Source organism: Companilactobacillus zhongbaensis (assembly GCF_003946515.1).
GTDB lineage: Bacteria > Bacillota > Bacilli > Lactobacillales > Lactobacillaceae > Companilactobacillus > Companilactobacillus zhongbaensis.
This window is the reverse complement of record NZ_RHOM01000019.1, coordinates 26,371-44,601: the sequence shown is the minus strand read 5'-3', so window position 1 is coordinate 44,601 and position 18,231 is coordinate 26,371. Positions and strand designations below refer to the sequence as shown.

19 protein-coding genes are annotated in these 18,231 nt (G+C 39.4%); 11 read left to right on the top strand and 8 right to left on the bottom strand.

The features are described from left to right. Positions 1–470: 470 nt before the first annotated feature. Positions 471–1,949, bottom strand: coding sequence for an IMP dehydrogenase (guaB, locus tag EKM69_RS08670; RefSeq protein ID WP_125710207.1), 1,479 nt, complete (start codon positions 1,947–1,949; stop codon positions 471–473). Positions 1,950–2,377: 428 nt separating this feature from the next. On the opposite strand from guaB, the gene EKM69_RS08665 reads away from it, so the two are divergent. The 3 genes from EKM69_RS08665 (at position 2,378) to EKM69_RS08655 (ending at position 4,734) form a co-directional block, all read left to right on the top strand. Further along, a complete protein-coding gene (locus EKM69_RS08665; protein WP_125710205.1) occupies positions 2,378–2,713 on the top strand; it encodes a DMT family transporter in 336 nt (111 codons plus the stop codon). Further along, positions 2,713–3,027: a DMT family transporter gene (locus EKM69_RS08660; RefSeq protein WP_125710203.1), complete on the top strand. Its 315-nt coding sequence runs from the start codon at positions 2,713–2,715 to the stop codon at positions 3,025–3,027. Before EKM69_RS08665 ends, EKM69_RS08660 begins: the two co-directional genes overlap by 1 nt. Positions 3,028–3,432: 405 nt before the next feature. Further along, positions 3,433–4,734 (top strand): SLAP domain-containing protein, encoded by a 1,302-nt coding sequence (locus tag EKM69_RS08655; RefSeq protein WP_125710201.1) that lies wholly within the window; start codon positions 3,433–3,435, stop codon positions 4,732–4,734. A gap of 74 nt (positions 4,735–4,808) precedes the next feature. Here the strand turns inward: EKM69_RS08655 and EKM69_RS12640 are convergent, their stop codons facing one another. Together EKM69_RS12640 and yedF are read right to left on the bottom strand one after the other, a co-directional pair. Continuing rightward, positions 4,809–5,972, bottom strand: coding sequence for a cobalamin-independent methionine synthase II family protein (locus tag EKM69_RS12640; RefSeq protein ID WP_318530663.1), 1,164 nt, complete (start codon positions 5,970–5,972; stop codon positions 4,809–4,811). A 353-nt stretch (positions 5,973–6,325) separates the two neighbouring features. Beyond that, positions 6,326–6,661: a sulfurtransferase-like selenium metabolism protein YedF gene (yedF, locus tag EKM69_RS08640; protein WP_125710197.1), complete on the bottom strand. Its 336-nt coding sequence runs from the start codon at positions 6,659–6,661 to the stop codon at positions 6,326–6,328. Between the two features lie 417 nt (positions 6,662–7,078). Between yedF and EKM69_RS12515 the strand changes: the two genes are divergently transcribed. Continuing rightward, on the top strand, positions 7,079–8,608 hold the full coding sequence (locus EKM69_RS12515) for an SLAP domain-containing protein (protein WP_125710195.1): 1,530 nt from the start codon (positions 7,079–7,081) through the stop codon (positions 8,606–8,608). A gap of 341 nt (positions 8,609–8,949) precedes the next feature. Here EKM69_RS12515 and EKM69_RS08630 read toward each other — a convergent pair whose 3' ends face one another. Next, positions 8,950–9,213, bottom strand: coding sequence for a hypothetical protein (locus EKM69_RS08630; RefSeq protein ID WP_125710193.1), 264 nt, complete (start codon positions 9,211–9,213; stop codon positions 8,950–8,952). A gap of 129 nt (positions 9,214–9,342) precedes the next feature. On the opposite strand from EKM69_RS08630, the gene EKM69_RS08625 reads away from it, so the two are divergent. From EKM69_RS08625 to scrK, 4 genes are all read left to right on the top strand, one after another. After that, on the top strand, positions 9,343–9,645 hold the full coding sequence (locus tag EKM69_RS08625; protein ID WP_125710191.1) for a nucleoside triphosphate pyrophosphohydrolase: 303 nt from the start codon (positions 9,343–9,345) through the stop codon (positions 9,643–9,645). 80 nt (positions 9,646–9,725) lie between these two features. Then, entirely contained in the window at positions 9,726–10,097 is a 372-nt protein-coding gene (locus tag EKM69_RS08620; protein WP_125710189.1) for a DUF1304 domain-containing protein, read from the top strand. Positions 10,098–10,168: 71 nt separating this feature from the next. Beyond that, a complete protein-coding gene (locus EKM69_RS08615; RefSeq protein WP_125710187.1) occupies positions 10,169–11,770 on the top strand; it encodes a putative polysaccharide biosynthesis protein in 1,602 nt (533 codons plus the stop codon). A 655-nt stretch (positions 11,771–12,425) separates the two neighbouring features. Further along, positions 12,426–13,298 (top strand): fructokinase ScrK, encoded by an 873-nt coding sequence (scrK, locus tag EKM69_RS08610; RefSeq protein ID WP_125710185.1) that lies wholly within the window; start codon positions 12,426–12,428, stop codon positions 13,296–13,298. Between the two features lie 295 nt (positions 13,299–13,593). Here scrK and EKM69_RS08605 read toward each other — a convergent pair whose 3' ends face one another. The 3 genes from EKM69_RS08605 to EKM69_RS08595 are packed head-to-tail and all read right to left on the bottom strand — an operon-like array spanning position 13,594 to position 14,455. Continuing rightward, positions 13,594–13,878 carry a hypothetical protein gene (locus tag EKM69_RS08605; protein ID WP_125710183.1) on the bottom strand — a complete coding sequence of 95 codons (285 nt, stop codon included), beginning with the start codon at positions 13,876–13,878 and terminating at the stop codon, positions 13,594–13,596. Beyond that, entirely contained in the window at positions 13,875–14,108 is a 234-nt protein-coding gene (locus tag EKM69_RS08600) for a hypothetical protein (RefSeq protein ID WP_125710181.1), read from the bottom strand. Before EKM69_RS08600 ends, EKM69_RS08605 begins: the two co-directional genes overlap by 4 nt. Positions 14,109–14,131: 23 nt before the next feature. Continuing rightward, a complete protein-coding gene (locus EKM69_RS08595; protein ID WP_125710179.1) occupies positions 14,132–14,455 on the bottom strand; it encodes a hypothetical protein in 324 nt (107 codons plus the stop codon). Between the two features lie 187 nt (positions 14,456–14,642). On the opposite strand from EKM69_RS08595, the gene EKM69_RS08590 reads away from it, so the two are divergent. The 3 genes from EKM69_RS08590 to EKM69_RS08580 all read left to right on the top strand — a co-directional run bounded on the left by EKM69_RS08590 (position 14,643) and on the right by EKM69_RS08580 (position 17,323). Then, complete coding sequence (locus tag EKM69_RS08590; protein ID WP_125710177.1) at positions 14,643–15,425, top strand: hypothetical protein; 783 nt, start codon at positions 14,643–14,645, stop codon at positions 15,423–15,425. Positions 15,426–15,785: 360 nt separating this feature from the next. Next, positions 15,786–16,487 carry a hypothetical protein gene (locus EKM69_RS08585; RefSeq protein ID WP_125710175.1) on the top strand — a complete coding sequence of 234 codons (702 nt, stop codon included), beginning with the start codon at positions 15,786–15,788 and terminating at the stop codon, positions 16,485–16,487. Positions 16,488–16,633: 146 nt separating this feature from the next. After that, the gene (locus EKM69_RS08580; RefSeq protein ID WP_125710173.1) at positions 16,634–17,323 is read left to right on the top strand and encodes a hypothetical protein; all 690 of its coding nucleotides are present in this window, start codon (positions 16,634–16,636) and stop codon (positions 17,321–17,323) included. Between the two features lie 446 nt (positions 17,324–17,769). Here the strand turns inward: EKM69_RS08580 and EKM69_RS08575 are convergent, their stop codons facing one another. Beyond that, positions 17,770–18,222: a GtrA family protein gene (locus EKM69_RS08575; protein ID WP_125710171.1), complete on the bottom strand. Its 453-nt coding sequence runs from the start codon at positions 18,220–18,222 to the stop codon at positions 17,770–17,772. Positions 18,223–18,231 lie beyond the last annotated feature (9 nt).

Here is an 18,231-nt window from a genome sequence, read left to right as displayed (position 1 = left end):
TGAAGATGGGTTGGGTTTCTTTAAACTCCAACACCAGATCCAGCTTCTCTTGGACTGTATATTTACTTCTAGACATAAAAAAATCCCTTCATGAATATCAGATGAATTTATATTATTTCATCTGACAACCATAAAGGGATTATCGCATTCGTTTTTTTCGGACCTGGGTTTTTTGTTTTTTATGTTTAGAAAATATCGGAGATTGATACTTTTCTGGTATGAAATAGTATTACCCATTTCTTGACCACTAAACTTGCTGAAATAAAATAGCACTATCCAATTTTGCTGACTTAAATTGCAGCAGATTGGATAGTGCTTTTTATGTTTATCCTCAAGGATGCTGAAACGAGCTCCGCGAGGTAGCGGCCTCCGGTTAACACATATAGTCGAGGCACGGCTGCGCCGCACCTTGTTCGACTATACGCGTTAATCCTCAGCAGCTGACCAACCTCGCTGCGCTCTCTGTGTTTCTATTTCGTAGAATAGTTAGGAGCTTCCTTAGTAATAGTAACATCATGTGGATGTGATTCTCTTAATCCGGCATTTGAGATTTGGATGAATTGGGCATCTTGTAGTTCTTTCAAGTTCGCTGCTCCAACGTAACCCATTCCTGAACGTAGTCCCCCTAATAGTTGATAAATTACGTCGCCTACTGCGCCTTTGGCAGCGACACGTCCTTCAATACCTTCGGGAACTAGTTTGTTGGCTTCGTTGACTCCACTTTGGAAGTAACGATCTGATGAACCGTGTGACATGGCAGCTAAACTTCCCATTCCACGGTATGTCTTGAAACGGCGTCCTTGATAAATTTCAAATTCACCTGGGGCTTCATCGGTACCAGCTAGCATTGAACCTAGCATAACGGCATTTCCACCGCCTGCAAGAGCTTTTACGATGTCACCTGAGTATTTGATACCACCATCGGCAATGATCGTCTTGTGGTATTCATGAGCCACACAGGCTGCATCATATACGGCTGTCAATTGTGGAACACCGACACCAGCAACGATTCTAGTTGTACAAATTGAACCAGGTCCGATACCAACTTTGACTACGTCAACACCAGCATCGTAAAGTGCTTTAGTTCCTTCAGATGTAGCAACGTTTCCGGCAATCAAAGTTGCGTCTGGGAATTCGTCACGGATCTGTGAGATCTTACGGAGCACACCAGCTGAATGACCGTGGGCTGTATCGATCACGATAGCATCGGCACCGGCATCAAGCAAGGCTGTAGCTCTTTCAAAAGTATCGCTAGTAACACCGACCGCAGCGGCTACTAACAAACGACCATATTGGTCTTTAGCGGCATTAGGAAATTCTTGGACTTTTTCAATATCTTTGATTGTTACTAAACCTCCGAGACGACCTTGGCCATCAACTAGTGGAAGTTTTTCGATCTTGTGTTCTTGGAGAATCCTTTCAGCTTCTTCAAGCGAAGTACCAACTGGAGCTGTGATCAAGTTTTCGCGAGTCATCACGGAATCGATCTTAACTGAGTAATCAGTGATGAAACGAAGATCACGGTTAGTAATGATACCGACTAGCTTAAGTTCATCAGTATTAGAAACGATCGGAACGCCACTAATACGATAAGTACGCATCAAATCTTCAGCAGCGCTGACTGGTGCATCAACTGTTAAGTAAATTGGGTCAATGATAACGCCATTTTCTGAACGTTTAACTTTTAATACTTCGTCTGCTTGTTGTTCAACACTCATGTTCTTGTGGATAACGCCTAGCCCACCTTGACGTGCCATGGCAATTGCCATTGGTGCTTCAGTAACTGTATCCATACTTGCACTCAAAATAGGTGTGTTTAATTTAATGTTCTTTGCCAATTGAACCGAAAGGTCCACATCATTAGGAAGTACACTACTTGCTGCAGGTACCAATAAAACATCATCAAACGTAAAGCCTTTTTTATCAAATTTTGTATCCCATGCCGACATGAAAAGAAATCCTCCTTGAATTTTTATAATTACGAATATACTCACAAATTTCCGCAAATATATCCGTTTCTTTCTATAAAATACTCTTTTTGAGTATAAAATTTATAGTTATGTTAGCTGATTTCCCGAAGGTAGTCAATTGATTATCAAAAAGAAAGCGCTAAACACCCGAATTTATTTTTTAGTAAGAAAATATTGTATTTTTTTGGGTCGATTCAATTCGATTGCCGAGTGAAAAAAAATCAAGTAAAATATAATGTAGACTATAGCAACGTTTGAGACGATCGATTCGTCTTTGAAACATGTGACAGAACTCAAATTCTCCGCATAACGCCAAGAAGTCAGGTGGTCCAAAATGGGCCCCTGGCTTTTCAGTTATGTCAGAAACTATTAGAGTCTTGTCTTCGACTATATTTCGAGGTGATTGTATGAGAAGAAGTTGGCTTGAAATTTTATTGGGAGCTCTATTAGAAGTGGTTTGGGTTTCAGCGATGAAACACGTACACTCAGTCATTGGCACATTGATCGTCGTGGCGATCATCATTTTAAGTTTCTACTTAATGATCGACGCCAGCAAAAACATCCCTGCCGGAACGACCTACGCCGTTTATGTTGGATTAGGCTCGTTATTTGTCGTTCTCGCCGGTGTATTACTTTTCCACGAAGCCTTCAGTTGGACCAAGTTAATATTCGTCATCTTACTGACCATCGGTGTGATCGGTCTGAAGATGGTAACTGATTACGAAGAAAAGAGGGCCCACTAATGGATTGGATGTTTTTAATTTTAGCCGGATTAGGCGAAATGGGTGGCGTGACCTTCCTAGGTTTTTACACCGATAAAAAGAATAAAATGGCTGTCGTCGCCATGGTCCTATCGTTTGCCATCAGCTTGGTATTTTTGTCCTTAGCCTTGCAGACAATCCCGATGTCGATCGGTTATTCTATCTGGACGGGGATCGGTGCCGCCGGTGGCGCGATCATGAACATGTGGCTCTTCGACGAACCAAGAAGTTGGATCAGAGGATTCTTCATCTTTTTGATAATCTTTGCGGTAGTTGGATTAAAATTTGCTAAATAAATAATATAAAGAATTATTTTATTAAAAAATAAATACCGGCGGTAATTTAGCAAAAAGCCATCATTTGTAATTGATTATGAATAATTATCTGAAATGTTTTATTTTTGAACTTCAAATTATTTATATATGAATACTAAATATTTTGGGTGATTAGATCTCAAAAACTAATATAGCAATATCTAATAGTGTTAGGTTTCTAACACTATTTTTTTATATCCTAAATAATCCGTCTAAGAATTTTTAACTAATAAACATTTTATAAACGTCTTATAATCACTGATTTAATACCGTTTTACCTAAGTTAGTTATTATAAATAAAATCGATTGAAATGCTTATTTTTTTGGCTTAAATTGCAACTATGTCATATTACGCATTGGCAAAATTTGGGGTTTAGGGGAATCTTTATGAAGAAAACACATCTAGTCTTACTTACAGCGATTTTATTTTCTAGTGCAACACTAGGAAACGTCGTCACTACCACTTCTGCGGCAACTACACAAACTGCCAGCAACAAGATCGTCGTCAACACTATCAACTACGTCAACGGCACTGCCAGTGTGGGAACCGAACGGGTCACGGGTCCTGTCGGCTATTTGCAAGCTGTCAATGTGCCGAAGGGTTATAAGATCGTCGACCCTTCGCAAAATTTCATTCGTTTAGCTGATGGCTACGCTCGGGTCAACGTGAAGGTCACTAAGCTACTGATCTCAGACCCAGTCTACACGACCATCAATTACGTCAACGTAAAGACTAATCAAAAAGTCGGCAAGCAAGAACTCAGTGGGGTCGAAGATGAAACTTTCGAACTAGACATCCCTGATTTGTACCAAGTAGTCAATCCTTACGATTCGCACTTCACTTTGATCAAAAACGTAACTACACGAACGGTTTACGTCAAACCAAACAAATTAGCCAAAGACGAGATCACCAACACGGTCCAATATCGTCTTCAACGTTCCGGAATCTACATTTCCACAAAAACAGTCAAAGGTAAAATCGGTGATCGAAAATCTTATCAAGTACCAGCCGGGTATCGCCTAGCTTTCCATCAAAGTTCAGTCTACTTCATCAGCGCTACGGATCGTGTCCATGTAGTCGAGATCATCAAAGACAAAAGTGCTGTCACAACTAAGATGAACTTCATCGAAAAAGGTACTAACAAGACCATTGACCAAGGTTCGATCTCAGGATTGCTCGGACAAACTTTGCCTGTCGACTTTCCTGACGGTTACAAACCCGTCAACGATTACGATCAAACCATCACAATGCGTCCCAATCAACCGCAAAAAGCTATCCTTGTGGAAAAAGAACCAATGAGTGAGAAAACATATAGTTTACTAGTAAAAACAACCAAGCCTGCTCCACTCTATGATGCCAAGGGAAAACGGATCAACAATCGTAATCTAGGATCCAATAGTGAATGGTCTTCGGATCGATCAAAAACTATCCATGATGAAACTTACTTTAGAGTCTCAACTTCGGAGTGGGTCAAAGCTTCAGACGTGTTAACTTATCAAGCTTATTCTGGCACGGTCAAAACTAGTAACGGCGGTAACAAAACGCTGTATTCAGTAGCCGGAAAATCTTCGACTAGATCACTTGCTCCTAATTCTTCTTGGTACAGCGATAAGACAGCAACGATCAATGGTGTCAAAATGTATCGAGTTTCCACTAACGAATGGATCGCAGCAACTGATCTCGCTTAATTATCCAGCCGTTAATTAATCCAATCCAACAAAAAAATGCGATCAGAGCAAACTCTGAATCGCATTTTTATTTTTTAACAATATTTACTTCTCAGTCTTTGAGAAGCTTCAACCATAGCGTTCATCTTCTGGTCGATCACGTCATAATCATTTAGTGAACGACTTGAGAATGTGGCGAATCCACAGTCAGGATTTAGCCATACTCTTTCAGGAGGCAAGAACTTCAAGGCTTCTTCGGCTGATTTAACGATCGTATCGGGATTTTCAACTTCGTCACTTCTTGGGTTGATAACACCTAATCCTAAAGTGATCTTGTCGGCTAGATCATTGTTTTCAAACAACGATGAAATTTCGCCAGCTCTAGGAGTTGAGAATTCTAGCGTCAACATTTCAACGTCGATCCCATCAAAGAATTTACCTAATTTATCATATGAACCGGAAAGCAATGTTTCTTCTTTCTTAGTCCAGTTTCCACGACATACGTGGATCGAACCAATAGAATCACTAGCTTTGATCTGCTTAAAGAGTGGTTCCAATAGTTTGTGTGCAAAATTCAATTCTCGGTCAATCTTGACCTTCTCGGATAAAGCACCTCAGTAAAATGAGTTTTTCGAATTTTTGTTGTTAAAAACAACATCTGACAAAATTGGATCATCGATTTGAATAACATCGACACCAATATCGATCAAACGTTGGATCTCATTAGAAAGCAATTTAACAACGTCTTCACCTAATTCAGTTCTGTCTTCATAGATCTCACCAGTGACTTCCTTGAGCCACATCGATCTAGTTAACAAATAAGGACTAGGAATAGTTGCCTTGATCGGATGGTCTGTCAAAGTCTTCATACGTTTGATTTCTTCATAATCAAGCATACTTTCAGTGTTGATCCGATCAACCGCGATAGGATTATTGATATACCCATCGTCAGCGTCCATTTGCTTAACACTTTCCTCAAATTTTTCCTCATTATCAGCTTTTTCAGCGATTTCCTTAAGCGACATCAACTTAAGACCATCAACCTTTTCAGCCACAAATGACATGTAGTTATCACGGGATAATTCCCCACTAACAACAACATCAATACCAGCATCTTCCTGGCGTTTCAAAACATCTTTAGTATCTCTTAACAAAACTTCGTCAAATTCATCCTGATCACCACGACTACGAGCATCAAGCAATTCAGGACTTCTCGGCATACTACCCATCAACGAAGTCGAGAACGGTTTAAAATCCATATTAGAACCTCCTTCAAAATAGAGCGCGGAGGGAGACGATCAGCTGCTGAGGATTTAGGGACTGTCAGCACTAGAGTGCTGCGAAGCAGTGCTCGCTGATAGTTTCTAAACCGGAGGCCGCTGTCTCCCGGAGCGCGTTTCCACTATAAATATAGAAGCGACCAGCCAAGCAAAAAACACAACCCAACCTAGCCATCTCCAAAAAACTAAAAATTTTCCCAAATCAAAAGCAATCAAGGATAAATCCAAACACCCCGCGATGCAAAAAACATCCTCAACCACCCTATATACAAGCAAAACACCATAAAGTCAGACTTTATGGTGTCATTGTGGACATTGTTCCAAAAAATATTTTATGGATAAACAACATTATCACTAGATGATAAGATATCAACAACTTCACCCATAGTTGTGTTTCCACCTACAGCTAGTTTTTCTGTTAATTCGTAGTAGTCTACGCAAATTCCACATGAAAGGATGTTAACTCCTGCTTTTTCCAAAGCTTTAATATCATCAAGAGCTTCTGATCCTTTAGCTGTCAACTTAACACCTTCAGCATAAAAAATAATGTTCTTAGGTTTGTTGTCAGCTTCTGTAAGAGAATGGATAAATGCATTCATTAAGTTTTGTGTTAATGCTTCATCCCCCGTACCCATCTCTGTAGTTTTGATTACAACATCGTAAGCCATAAAAATAAATCCCCCTTTATTTATTTAACAAATTAATTGTATCACAATGATTATCAATTTAAACCATTTATCAAAAATCCATTTTTGAAAAACACCTACTGTGCCAATGATTGTAAACGGTTGCTCGCAAAACGTGAACATGCTCAATTGTTCAAGAAAAGGTTTCCATTTTTTGCAAACTTTGACCGTCATTGACACATCAAAAGCAAATATTAAATCTATTTTTAAACAAATAAGGCTAATTTTTTTATAATTTATTAATTAAAGTTAAATTTAAGTCATAAAATAATAATTTCTTTTGTATCCAAAATTTAATATTGGTGTCATGGTTAAGTAACCGACAAAATATTATTATAGAAGGGAAATGTCGATATAACGTTTGGGGTTATATTGGATTTAAGAGGAGGAATTACTATTATGAAGAAAACAAAGAGATTTGTTTTAACTACCGCACTCGTAGCCAGCTTGTCTCTGGGAGCTGCTACAACTGCTGTTTCAGCACAAACATCACAAGCTGCTGGACTTACTGATATTGTAAGCATGTTGACAGGTTTAACATCTGGCGACACTACTGGAAGTTCACTATCTGGTCTACTTTCAGGTACTACAAACTCGCTTGATGGATCAACAACTACTGGTGTTAACGTTTCTAACTTAGGAGACACCATCACTCTAGTTGGTGGTACTGACCCAACCGAAGAAAACATTAAAGCTGCTATCGGTGGAAATCCTACTTTCTTAGGCTTTGTTCCTGCTAAAATGGACATTAAAGACGATACAGTAACATTTACACCTGACCTAAGTGACTTAGGTGGTTTTGGAAATATTATTAGTAGCCTAATTGGTCAATCTAAAACTGTTAAAATTGTTTACTCATCAGCCATCACATTCCAAGGTGGACAAACATCTACTAACGTAAAAAAAGGTGATACTGGCTTTAAACTAGACTCAGTTGATACATATAAAACAACTCCAAAAGCTGACGATGTTGATGTTATAGATAACGGTCAATTCAACTATGCCTACCCTGGTTCTTATACAGTAGTAGTTCAACCTAAGTACTCAGACGACACAAAGAGTGAAAAAACATCTCTAACTGTAAACGTCTTGGATGCTCAATGGTCAAACACTGATCAAACAATCCTTAAAGGTCAACAAGTAAACACAAGTGCTATCAGTGCAACTGATACTATCGGTAATACACTTGATATTACTGCTGACACTTCAAACGTTAATACTTCTAAAGTCGGCGACTACAAAGTTACATACACAGGTACTGACCAAGCATTAGGTTGGAATGGAGAACCTATGACTTGGACTAAGACTGGTACTGTTCATGTTGTAAATTCTGACAGTACACACACAATCAGTTTCCAAGATGCTAACTCAGGTGAAGTTGTTGATACAACAACACTTACAGGTGCAGACGGACAAAGTAAGACAGTAACAGCACCAGCTGGTTACGAATTAGTCAACGATGCTGACAGTTCAATCACATTGCAAAAAGGAGCTCACTCTTCAACTGTTCAAGTAGTTAAAGAAGGCTCTTCAGTAGCAACACCATTTACAGGAACAATCGCAACATACGCAAATGGCGGAATCGTTCCACTTTACAGTAGTGACGGAACACAAACAACACGTTCCCTATCACCAAATTCAGATTGGGCAACAGACCAAACAAAGACAATCAATGGTGAAAAATACTACCGTGTATCAACAAGCGAATGGGTAAAAGCCTCACAAGTTTACGGATACAACGGAACAAGTGCAACAATCACAACAAACGCAGGCTCAATCAAAGCCTTGTACACAACAGACGGAAGCAAATCATCCCGTTCATTAGCAGCAAACACATCATGGTACACAGACAGAACAGCCACAATCAACGGCGCATCAATGTACCGAGTATCAACAAACGAATGGATCAACTCAACAGACGTGCATTAAAACACAGAGAGTGGAGGCACACGGGTAGCTGCTGAGGATTAACGCAGGTGGTCGAACAAGGTGCGACGCAGTCGTGCCTCGACCACCTGCGTTAACCGGAGGCCGCTGTGTGCCGGAACTCGTTTTCACATCCTTGAGAATTAAAATAAAGAGCACTATCCAATCCGCTGCAATTCAAACCAGTAAAATTGGATAGTGCTATTTTATTTCAGATAAGTTTAGCAAAAAAGAATGGAACGCACTATTTTGTCCAAAGCCGTGCCTGCTGACAGTTGCTAAACCGGAGGCCGCTACCTCGCGGAGCTCGTTTCAACATCCTTGAGGATAAAACATAAAAAGCACTATCCACTTTGCTGCAATTTCAGCTGGCAAAGTTGGATAGTGCTATTTTGTTTCAGCAAGTTTTGCAAAAAAGGAATGGAATGCACTATTTTATCCGAAGTCGTGCCTGCCACGGTTTCTAAACCAGAGGCCACTGCCTCCCGTAACGCATTTCCACAATAAATCGAGCAACGCTTGGCAACAAAGAAGCCAAAATTTGATAACACACAAATAAAGTTTGGAGCCAAAACATTCAATATTTGATACAAAACAACCCCAAACAACCCAATCCCCCAAAAACCAAAAGAGCACCTCCAAACCAAAGACCACCCTTTTTAATCAACGATCCAAAAATTGTCCAATCCCCAACCATATGATAATATTGGTATCAACCAATTTAGGGGGGATTTGCTTTGGAAAAATTAGTACGCAACAAAATTCCAGACATCGTTGGCGACAAAGCCAAATTCAAAACTTTATCCAATGCTCAATATCGCATCGCTCTACGTCACAAGTTAATCGAAGAAGCTCAAGAAGTTGAAAAAGCCGACACGAGAGCAAGTTTGGTGGAAGAATTAGGGGATCTAGAAGAGCTCATTCATGCGATTTTAGAAGATTCATCCATCACATATGAAGAAATGGATAGCATCCGTCACGCAAAGTCTATGCAAAAAGGCGATTTTTCCGAAATGTTCGCGATGGTGACCGCCGAATAATTTTTTTGTGATAGATCCAAATTGTGTTATTTAAACGACAAGTTTATCATTGAAGTACACATCAAAAGGAGGCATCACGAATGGAAATTTTTACATTGATCATCGTTGCTTTGCTCGGGATCGAGCACATTGGTATCGGACTTTTCGAGATTTTCGGAACTCCAGACAAACAAGCTGGGGCTTTCGATATGCCCTTGGAATTCGTCAAAAATAAAAATGCCAAAGTCGCCATGGCCAACCAAGGAATTTACAATGCCATGCTGGGAGTCTTGATCTTATTGATGATCCTGCTCTTCACCGGCGCAACATTAAAATACATTTTGATCTTATTAACATCATTCATCTTCATCGTTGCCGCTTTTGGTGCCTTGACAGCAACTAAAAAGATTATTTTTCTACAAGGATTACCAGCACTCATCAGCTTATTATTAGTAATCTTTTTCTACGCTTAAAAAAATAACCACACGGTTTAATTTCTTCAATTATAATGAAATACATATTTATTTAGAATGGATACAATTTTATGAAAAAAGATTCACTACTAAAAAGCTCTGTTTGGATCTCACTAAGTGGGATCGTCTCAAGAGTCCTAGGCGTCGTTTACATCATCCCTTGGAACATTTGGATCGGTGTAGCTGCCGTGGGTGTGGCTAATGCACTTTATGCCCGTGTTTATAACATTTACAACTTATTCTTGATCATCGCAACTGCTGGTATCCCTTCAGCTATCTCTAAAGAAGTTGCAGCCTCAAACTCACTGGGACATTATGATCAAAGTGAGAAAATCCTGAAAAAATACAGTCTTTACATGACTTTGATTGGTGTCGTGTTAGCTGCCATCATGTTCTTCGGTGCTAAATACGTAGCCATTATTTTTGCGGCGGGAGACATGCGTGTCGTTACTCCGATAAAATACCTAAGTATCGCGATGCTAGTCATCCCTGCCCTCGGTATTTTAAGAGGATACATCCAAGGATATGCCTTCATTTCCTTATCGGCTTTTTCACAGGTGATCGAGCAAATCGCTCGTGTAGCCTACATGCTTTACGCAACTTACATGATCATGATTGTTCAAAACGGAAACTACATGCAAGCCGTTAACCAATCGACCTTAGCATCTTTCATTGGTGCCACTTTGGCATATGCGTACTTGCTGTGGATGAGACACCGTGTTAGAAAAACGATCGACCCAGCCGATGAGATCAAGACTACTGACAAAGATCAACTAGCAAAAATCAGCTTTGGTGCCATGTTAAAATCTGCCATTCCATTTTTACTAGTAGATACGATCATGGTAGTCTTACAATTATTCGACCAAACGACTTTTTCATGGATCTACCAAGAGATCATTCACGCCAGCACCAAAACCATCGACAATTTGTATGCCATGTTTGGATTCCAAGCTAACAAATTGATCATGGTTTTAGTATCGCTAGCAATTTCTGTTTCAGCATCAGTCATCCCTGCCCTATCAGCCTTGATCAGCCGTAAAGCAGAGAAAGCAAGCATCCAGAAATTGATGAGAAACATCGTAGAATTCACCATCTTCTTGATCTTACCAGCAACAGTAGGAATGATTGCCATCGGTTCACCACTATGGACCTTATTCTACGGTCAAAACACCCAAGGATCCTTCGTCCTAGCAGTATCATGCATCGAAGCCATCTTCTACTGCGTCTTCATGATCCTAGAAAACATCCTACAAGTAACGCACCACGTAAAAACATCAATGTGGTTCTTACTATTAGCCTACATAATAAAAGTAGCCCTACAGCTACCAGCAACCTTATACCTAGGAGTATACGGCCCACTACTATCATCAACATTAGCCTTCGCAATAATGGGCCACTTCGCCTTCAGACTAATCAATAAAGAATTCGGAATAGTAGACAAAGACCTAGCAAAACGCCTACTAAAAATCACCGTAAACAGCATAGTAATGTTAGCCCTAGTAGGAGCAGCAGTATACCTATTATCCCTAGCAATAGACGTCCGCTACAAAGTAGGAGCAACCATAGTACTATCAATCGGAGCAGTAATAGGAATAGCAATTTACGGCTTCCTAGGATACAGAGATGGATCATTGAACATCTTAAGAAGAATCAAAAACACCGAAATTTATTAAAAAAGAAAATGAAAAGAACCCAAAGTTTCCAGATTTTTCAAATAAAAAATGAAAATAACCTCATCAGTAACCTTGAATCAACACAGTTCAAGATAAAAGATGGGGTTATTTTTTTGTTCGCCTTATTTTTTTGTTATCAAAAATACACGCAGTATAAAAATAAAGAGACCAAAAACACTAACAAAAATAGATTAGAGCAATCCAAGAACAGAACTGTGTGGTTTAGAGTTTAGAATTTAGATTTTGAGTACCTATTTAAAATAAGCTCCACAAAACCAACAAAAAAAACAGCACTCCAAATAGTTTAAATCAATCTACCACTATAAAAATAAGCACCGTAATCCCACCAGAAGGAAAGTGTTCCACTACCCTAGGTTCTGCGGGAGGGTGGAGGGAATTCGCCGTCAGCCGCGAAATTTTCGTTTGCACGGCATGGGCCGTGCTTACGAAAAGACCCAGCTTTGAGATGTCCAAGGGCGGGTTTACCCTTGGATAGCTCAAAGTGGGTCCGCAGCGTTCCACGGCGCAATTCCCGGAACCCTCCCGCAGAACCGGCAGTGAACCACCTCCCAAAATATTTTCAGAAAATTTGACGATAACATCATCACAATGATAATATTCTAATATCATTTCACAAATATCAGGAGGCAACAAAGTGCTAGTAGGAAGTATAGAAGCCGGCGGAACAAAATTCGTTTGCGCAGTAGGAAACGAAGACTATAGCATCAAAGACAGTGTGCATTTCCCCACAACAACACCCGAGGAAACACTACGCAAAACCATCGACTACTTCAAACAATTCGAAGTAGAAGCAATCGGTATAGCATCATTCGGACCAATCGAACAAAGAAAAAATCATCCTAAATATGGATACATCACCAAAACACCCAAGAAACACTGGGCAAACGTTGATTTCGTAGGAACATTGAAAAAGGAATTAGACGTACCAATGTTTTGGACAACTGACGTAAATGGTTCAGCCTATGGTGAATACATCATGTCAACATTATCCAATGAAAAAATTGACTCACTAGTCTACTACACGATCGGAACTGGTGTTGGTGGTGGAGCTATTGAAAATGGTAACTTCATCGGAAACATCGGACATCCTGAAATGGGACACACTTTCGTCAAGCGTCACCCTGAAGACTTAAACTTCAAAGGAATTTGTCCCTTCCACGGCGACTGTCTCGAAGGATTAGTGGCCGGACCAACTTTTGACGCACGTTTGAACAAACCTGGAAAAGACGTGCCATTAACTGACCACACATGGGATATCATGGCTTACTACGTAGCACAAGCAGCCATTCAAGTAACATTGATCCTACGCCCAGACAAAATCGTCTTCGGTGGTGGCGTAGTCAGCGAAGCCTTGTTAGACAAGGTACGCGCTCAATTCTCAGAACTACTCAACGGATACGTTGACGTTCCAGACTTAGACAAATACATCATGATGCCACTAGTTAAAAACAACGATTCCGCAACTGTTGGTGACTTTGCTTTGGCCATCCGTGAATTACAAGAATAATACCGAAAAAGCTAGCAAACAAATTGCTAGCTTTTTTTATGTACTTATTTAAATGCCCTTCAACAAATTAGCTAAAGCCGGATTATCATTATCCTCACGATACATCATGACGATCTCATGCCACTGAATGGGACTGACAAACTGACAGAAGCCAAGTACGACCATCTTTGATTAAATAGTTGCTTACTCGACAATTCTTCCTTATTTGGCACCCAAAGCTAAATAAACGATACTGAAAAAAATTAGGTGCACACCAAATAAGGTAACAAAGTGATCATCCTTGTTACCTTTTTTCTTACTCTTGAGAAGACTGGTTACTTTCTTGATTACGATGTTGGAACTTATTAATGATCAACGAACCGATGACAATCACAATCACACCGGAATAAATGGCATTTCGACCCTGACCGATCGAAAGCAAAATAAACGGCACGATGGTGCTACTCAAAAATCCATACTTGCCTAATTTATCGGTCATTTTCAGACCAAACTTGGTAAACCAAATGAACAAAAGCCAAATTATCATCAAAGAAAGACTGATCAGATCCTTATACATCACGATTCCACCTTTGTTGGTCACATTTTGTACTTCAAGTAATTGACTGACAACATCATTAATAAAATTACGATAGTTAACGGTAATAGCAATGGAGTATCTTGATAAACTAGATAGATTGAAAATATTGAAAGTGGCACGGATAATGCAAATCTCCACAAACCGACAAAATTACGCAAATTCTTGCCAAATTTGCCGTTTAATCTAATGATCGAAAAACATATTAGTAAAGTCAATAAATGACCTATACTCATCCAATTCCCCCAACTAACTAAATTTAAAAATTAAAAATAATGTTATATACAAAATATCCAAAAACGGTGAACAATATTATCATCGAAAAAAGGCTGATCCGGATGTGATGCTTATTTTTGAGCTCTACCGCCCGCACCAAAACGGCCAAAGCAAGCGCAAATAAGACCACCAAATCGATCACCGCTGACATAGCAATAAATGCGACGACCATCAGTGCAAAAAATAGTAATCCAATAGTTAAACGGTCACGATAATATTTCTTATTGAATAAGTAAAATAACCCCAGTTGCAAAAACATGACAATAGAATGTGGTGCCGATAATAACCCCTCATATAACGATGACAATATTGATCCCTCCACCAATAAATGTACCAATCCAATGTAAAGTTACTGTAAATTCTATGAAAAAAATCAAATGAATACGTTATCTTAATTTTATTTATGATGAATCCAGAATCTAATTATTTAGTCTTATTCGCAAATGAACTATAATAAGTCACAATAACTATCATATTTGAAAGGAGGCAATCAGATGGTTGGCTCAAAGTACTTCAAATTAGAAAAATACGACCCAAGAGACATCAACCGAATGCCTTTTTTCACAGCCCTAGGTTTTGGTCTGACCCATGCCGTCATCTTGCGTAAAGACGATTACGCAAAAATGCACAATTATATCAATAACGATGCTAGCCACGTCTTCGATGGCATCCTAGAACCAGATGAGATCACACCTGAATTGATCGACATGGGACGACAACTGACTGGACAAATCAGAACAGTTCCCTTCACTGCCATCTCAGACGACCTACCAGCAGAATCCCGTGACTTCGTAGTAAGTTTCAACAGTGATGCTTCATTTTTTAACTTCACAACGGCGTTACAAACTCACATCAAGGAGCAACAACACTGCCCCCACTACGGAATAAACACAAATTGGCTACTGGAACAAGCCCAAGGAATCCCTCATCAATACAGCGGTCCCGCCAAAGCCACGATCTTCGACATCAACACCAACTCCAGCTTAGGCTGCTACAAATTCAACGGCATCGGCACCAACAGCTTTTACATGGAAGATCCCAAGGTTGCGCTCAAAGTAATTGATGACCTCTATGAAATCCAATGCAGAGAATTCCGTGAACGTGCTGTGGTTTTGAACATTGACCCCGAAAAGCTATTGAAATTCACACCTACTATCCAAAAAATCAAGGTAACTACTAGCCCCGTTCAATCAGAAATCATTTTTGAAAATGAGAGCTATTTATTACGCCCACAAACTATTCATGCAGACGAACCCGTTTCATCGTTTTTTATTTAGCAGAGTTGTTTATTATCCATTGATATTCCAGTTCTAATGCTGATATCAATGGTTTTTTTATGGGTTGAGATGGTGGTGGTAGTTTGGTATGTAGTTCACTGCCGACTCTGGGATCCGGGGAAACAGTGCAACAATCCCTCTTTTTTTGGATTGGGACCGAGTTATTTTGATCAAATTGGCACTTTTTGCGCATCCTAAATTTTTCGATCTATCTCATTTTTTTCTTTTCTGGTAAATTCAAGATCAAATGCATTGAGTGTTTTCTTTGATAAACGAAAATTCTCCAGTAATAGTTCAAATTTTTCTTTGGAATAGTATACTGAAAATATAAATATATTTATATTTTTGGGAGGAAACAAAATGGCTACTTCAAAATACTTCAATGCAGTGAGAGGGATTCCTGATGATGCTTCATTCTTGTCACCTTATTTAGGGTTGAAATTAGGATTATCGGACCTTGTTTTTATGCCGGAAGACATATTCAACGAGGAATCTGCTTTACTTAACAAGATGCAAAACCCACTTTATAATCACGTGGTGGAAAATCAATATAATCGCAAATTGTCCAGTGTTATCAACAACTTACCTGTTAACATGCAAGATTTTATTGTTTCCGTACGAAGTGAATCCGAATATGAAGCTTTTTTGCTCAATTTGTCCAATAACCTCAAAAATTCGCCCCTGCACGGAATGAATAAAATTCTCGCTTCTATTGATGTATTAAAAAATCCATCTGATTTTGAAACTCTAGAGTTTTATTACTATTTAGAAAATAGCGAAGATGATGTTGTTGAATTCTTCAAATATGAGGCAATCGGAGCAACCCAAAGTTATGCTACTACCCTAGAAAAAGCAGTTGGGGCACTTGATAATATTTACGAAAAACAATGTCATGAGTTTAAACGCAGTGGCGCTGCTTACGGCGTTGATCCAAGACAGATAACTAATTTCAACGCTATAATCGAAAGAGTTGTTGCTAATCAAAAGACAGGCGAACGTACTGTCGACAAAGAAAATACCTTTACACTTAAACCCAATCAATTCATCGATGATGAATTGTAAAAATTAACCATTAGACTAACAATCCAGTTAGCCCAATGGTTTTTTCATTTTCACAAAGATTATCTAACCAACTCCGGTAAAATTTTTTAAATAAAGAATCTATACTACGAAAACAAACACACTAATACCGGCAAGGAGTGATAATCATGCTTAAAACAAAAATTTTTAAAACGACCAGAGGAATCGATGAAAATGCCATTTTCATGTCCCCATACTTAGGTCTAAAACTAGGACTATGTGACTCCGTCTGCCTTTCCGCCGGTGAATTCCAAATGGAAGAAAGCTACTTAAAAGAACAAACTGCCCCAATTTATCAAAACTTAGTCGAAGAACTAGAAAACACCGACCTAGCAAAGCTTCTAAAAGATTTACCGATCAGCATGGTAAATCACATCGTATCCGTCAGAAACCCTGAAGAAGAAAAAATCTTCGAGCAAAACTTAGACCGACTACTACAAGACTTACCCTTCCACCTAATAAACAACATTCGCCTAGCACTAGACGTCTTATCAGGTCAAGATAAGGAAATAGCCACAAACTTCTACGCCTACATAGAAACAACAACAGAACCGATAGCAGAATTCTACAGATACACCAGCATAGGCCGAACCTCCTACTACGCCCTAAACCTACAAGACGCAGTAAAAGACATCAAAAAAACCTACCAAAGCCAATGCAGAAAAATAAAACAGACCAGCAATCAAAACAACTTCCCCCCACAAGAACTAACCAACTTCAGCATCCTAATAGAAAAAATCCTAGTAAACACCAGAACCCAAACCTCAAAAGTAGACGAAAAGCATTCCTACACAATAACCCCAACAATTCTCTTGTAACAGAAGAGCAGAAAAGAGAACAAAACAAAAAGCCCGAGAAATCAACGTTGATTTCTCAGGCTTTTTTACCGTTATAACGGTCATTATTATTCAAATAATTATCTAGGACAACATCGAATAGCAACCGATGATGTCCAAAAAATAGGTCAACAAGATAGATAAGCAAGTCAAAATCCTAGGAATGAATAAGGGAAAATACCAACCAATCAGTCAAAAGATTCTTAACCAACAAAAATAAGTACCGTACCCCCACCCAAAAATGAGTGGAGGGAATTCGCCGTCAGCCGCGAAATTTTCGTTTGCACGGCATGGGCCGTGCTTACGAAAAGGTCAAGCTTTGAGATGTCCAAGGCGGTCTTCCTTGGATAGCTCAAAGTTGGCCCGCAGCGTTCCACGGCGCAATTCCCGGAACCTCCCGCAGAACCGGCAGTGAACCTCCACCCAAACTACTTATCCTCAGCTAAACTATTCCTCTTAGAAGCCTTATCCAGCTTATCCGTCTTCCGAAAGATAATAAACTTACTAAACACATAATTAAGCACCACAACCACAACATTGGCAACAATCTTAACCCAAAACTTACTCTGCCCAAGCAAAGTAACACCAATAGTCATAGTACCCTGGTCGATCACCCAGGAAGCAGCTCTAAACAAGAAAAACGAACCCATCTCGAGCCAGAAATCCTTCCAAGTGTTGGTATGGGAATTAAAAACCCATAATTTATTAGTAACGTATGCAAATGCAACAGATAAGAAATATGCCACCACATTAGCAATTTGGTAATTCCAATGTAGCGGGTATGCAAACCAAGTAAAGCAAGCGATATTTACTATCGTCGTTAAGACACCAAAAAACAAATAAGGAATGGTGTCCTTATATTTATTCCATAACTCTTTCATTTATCCGTT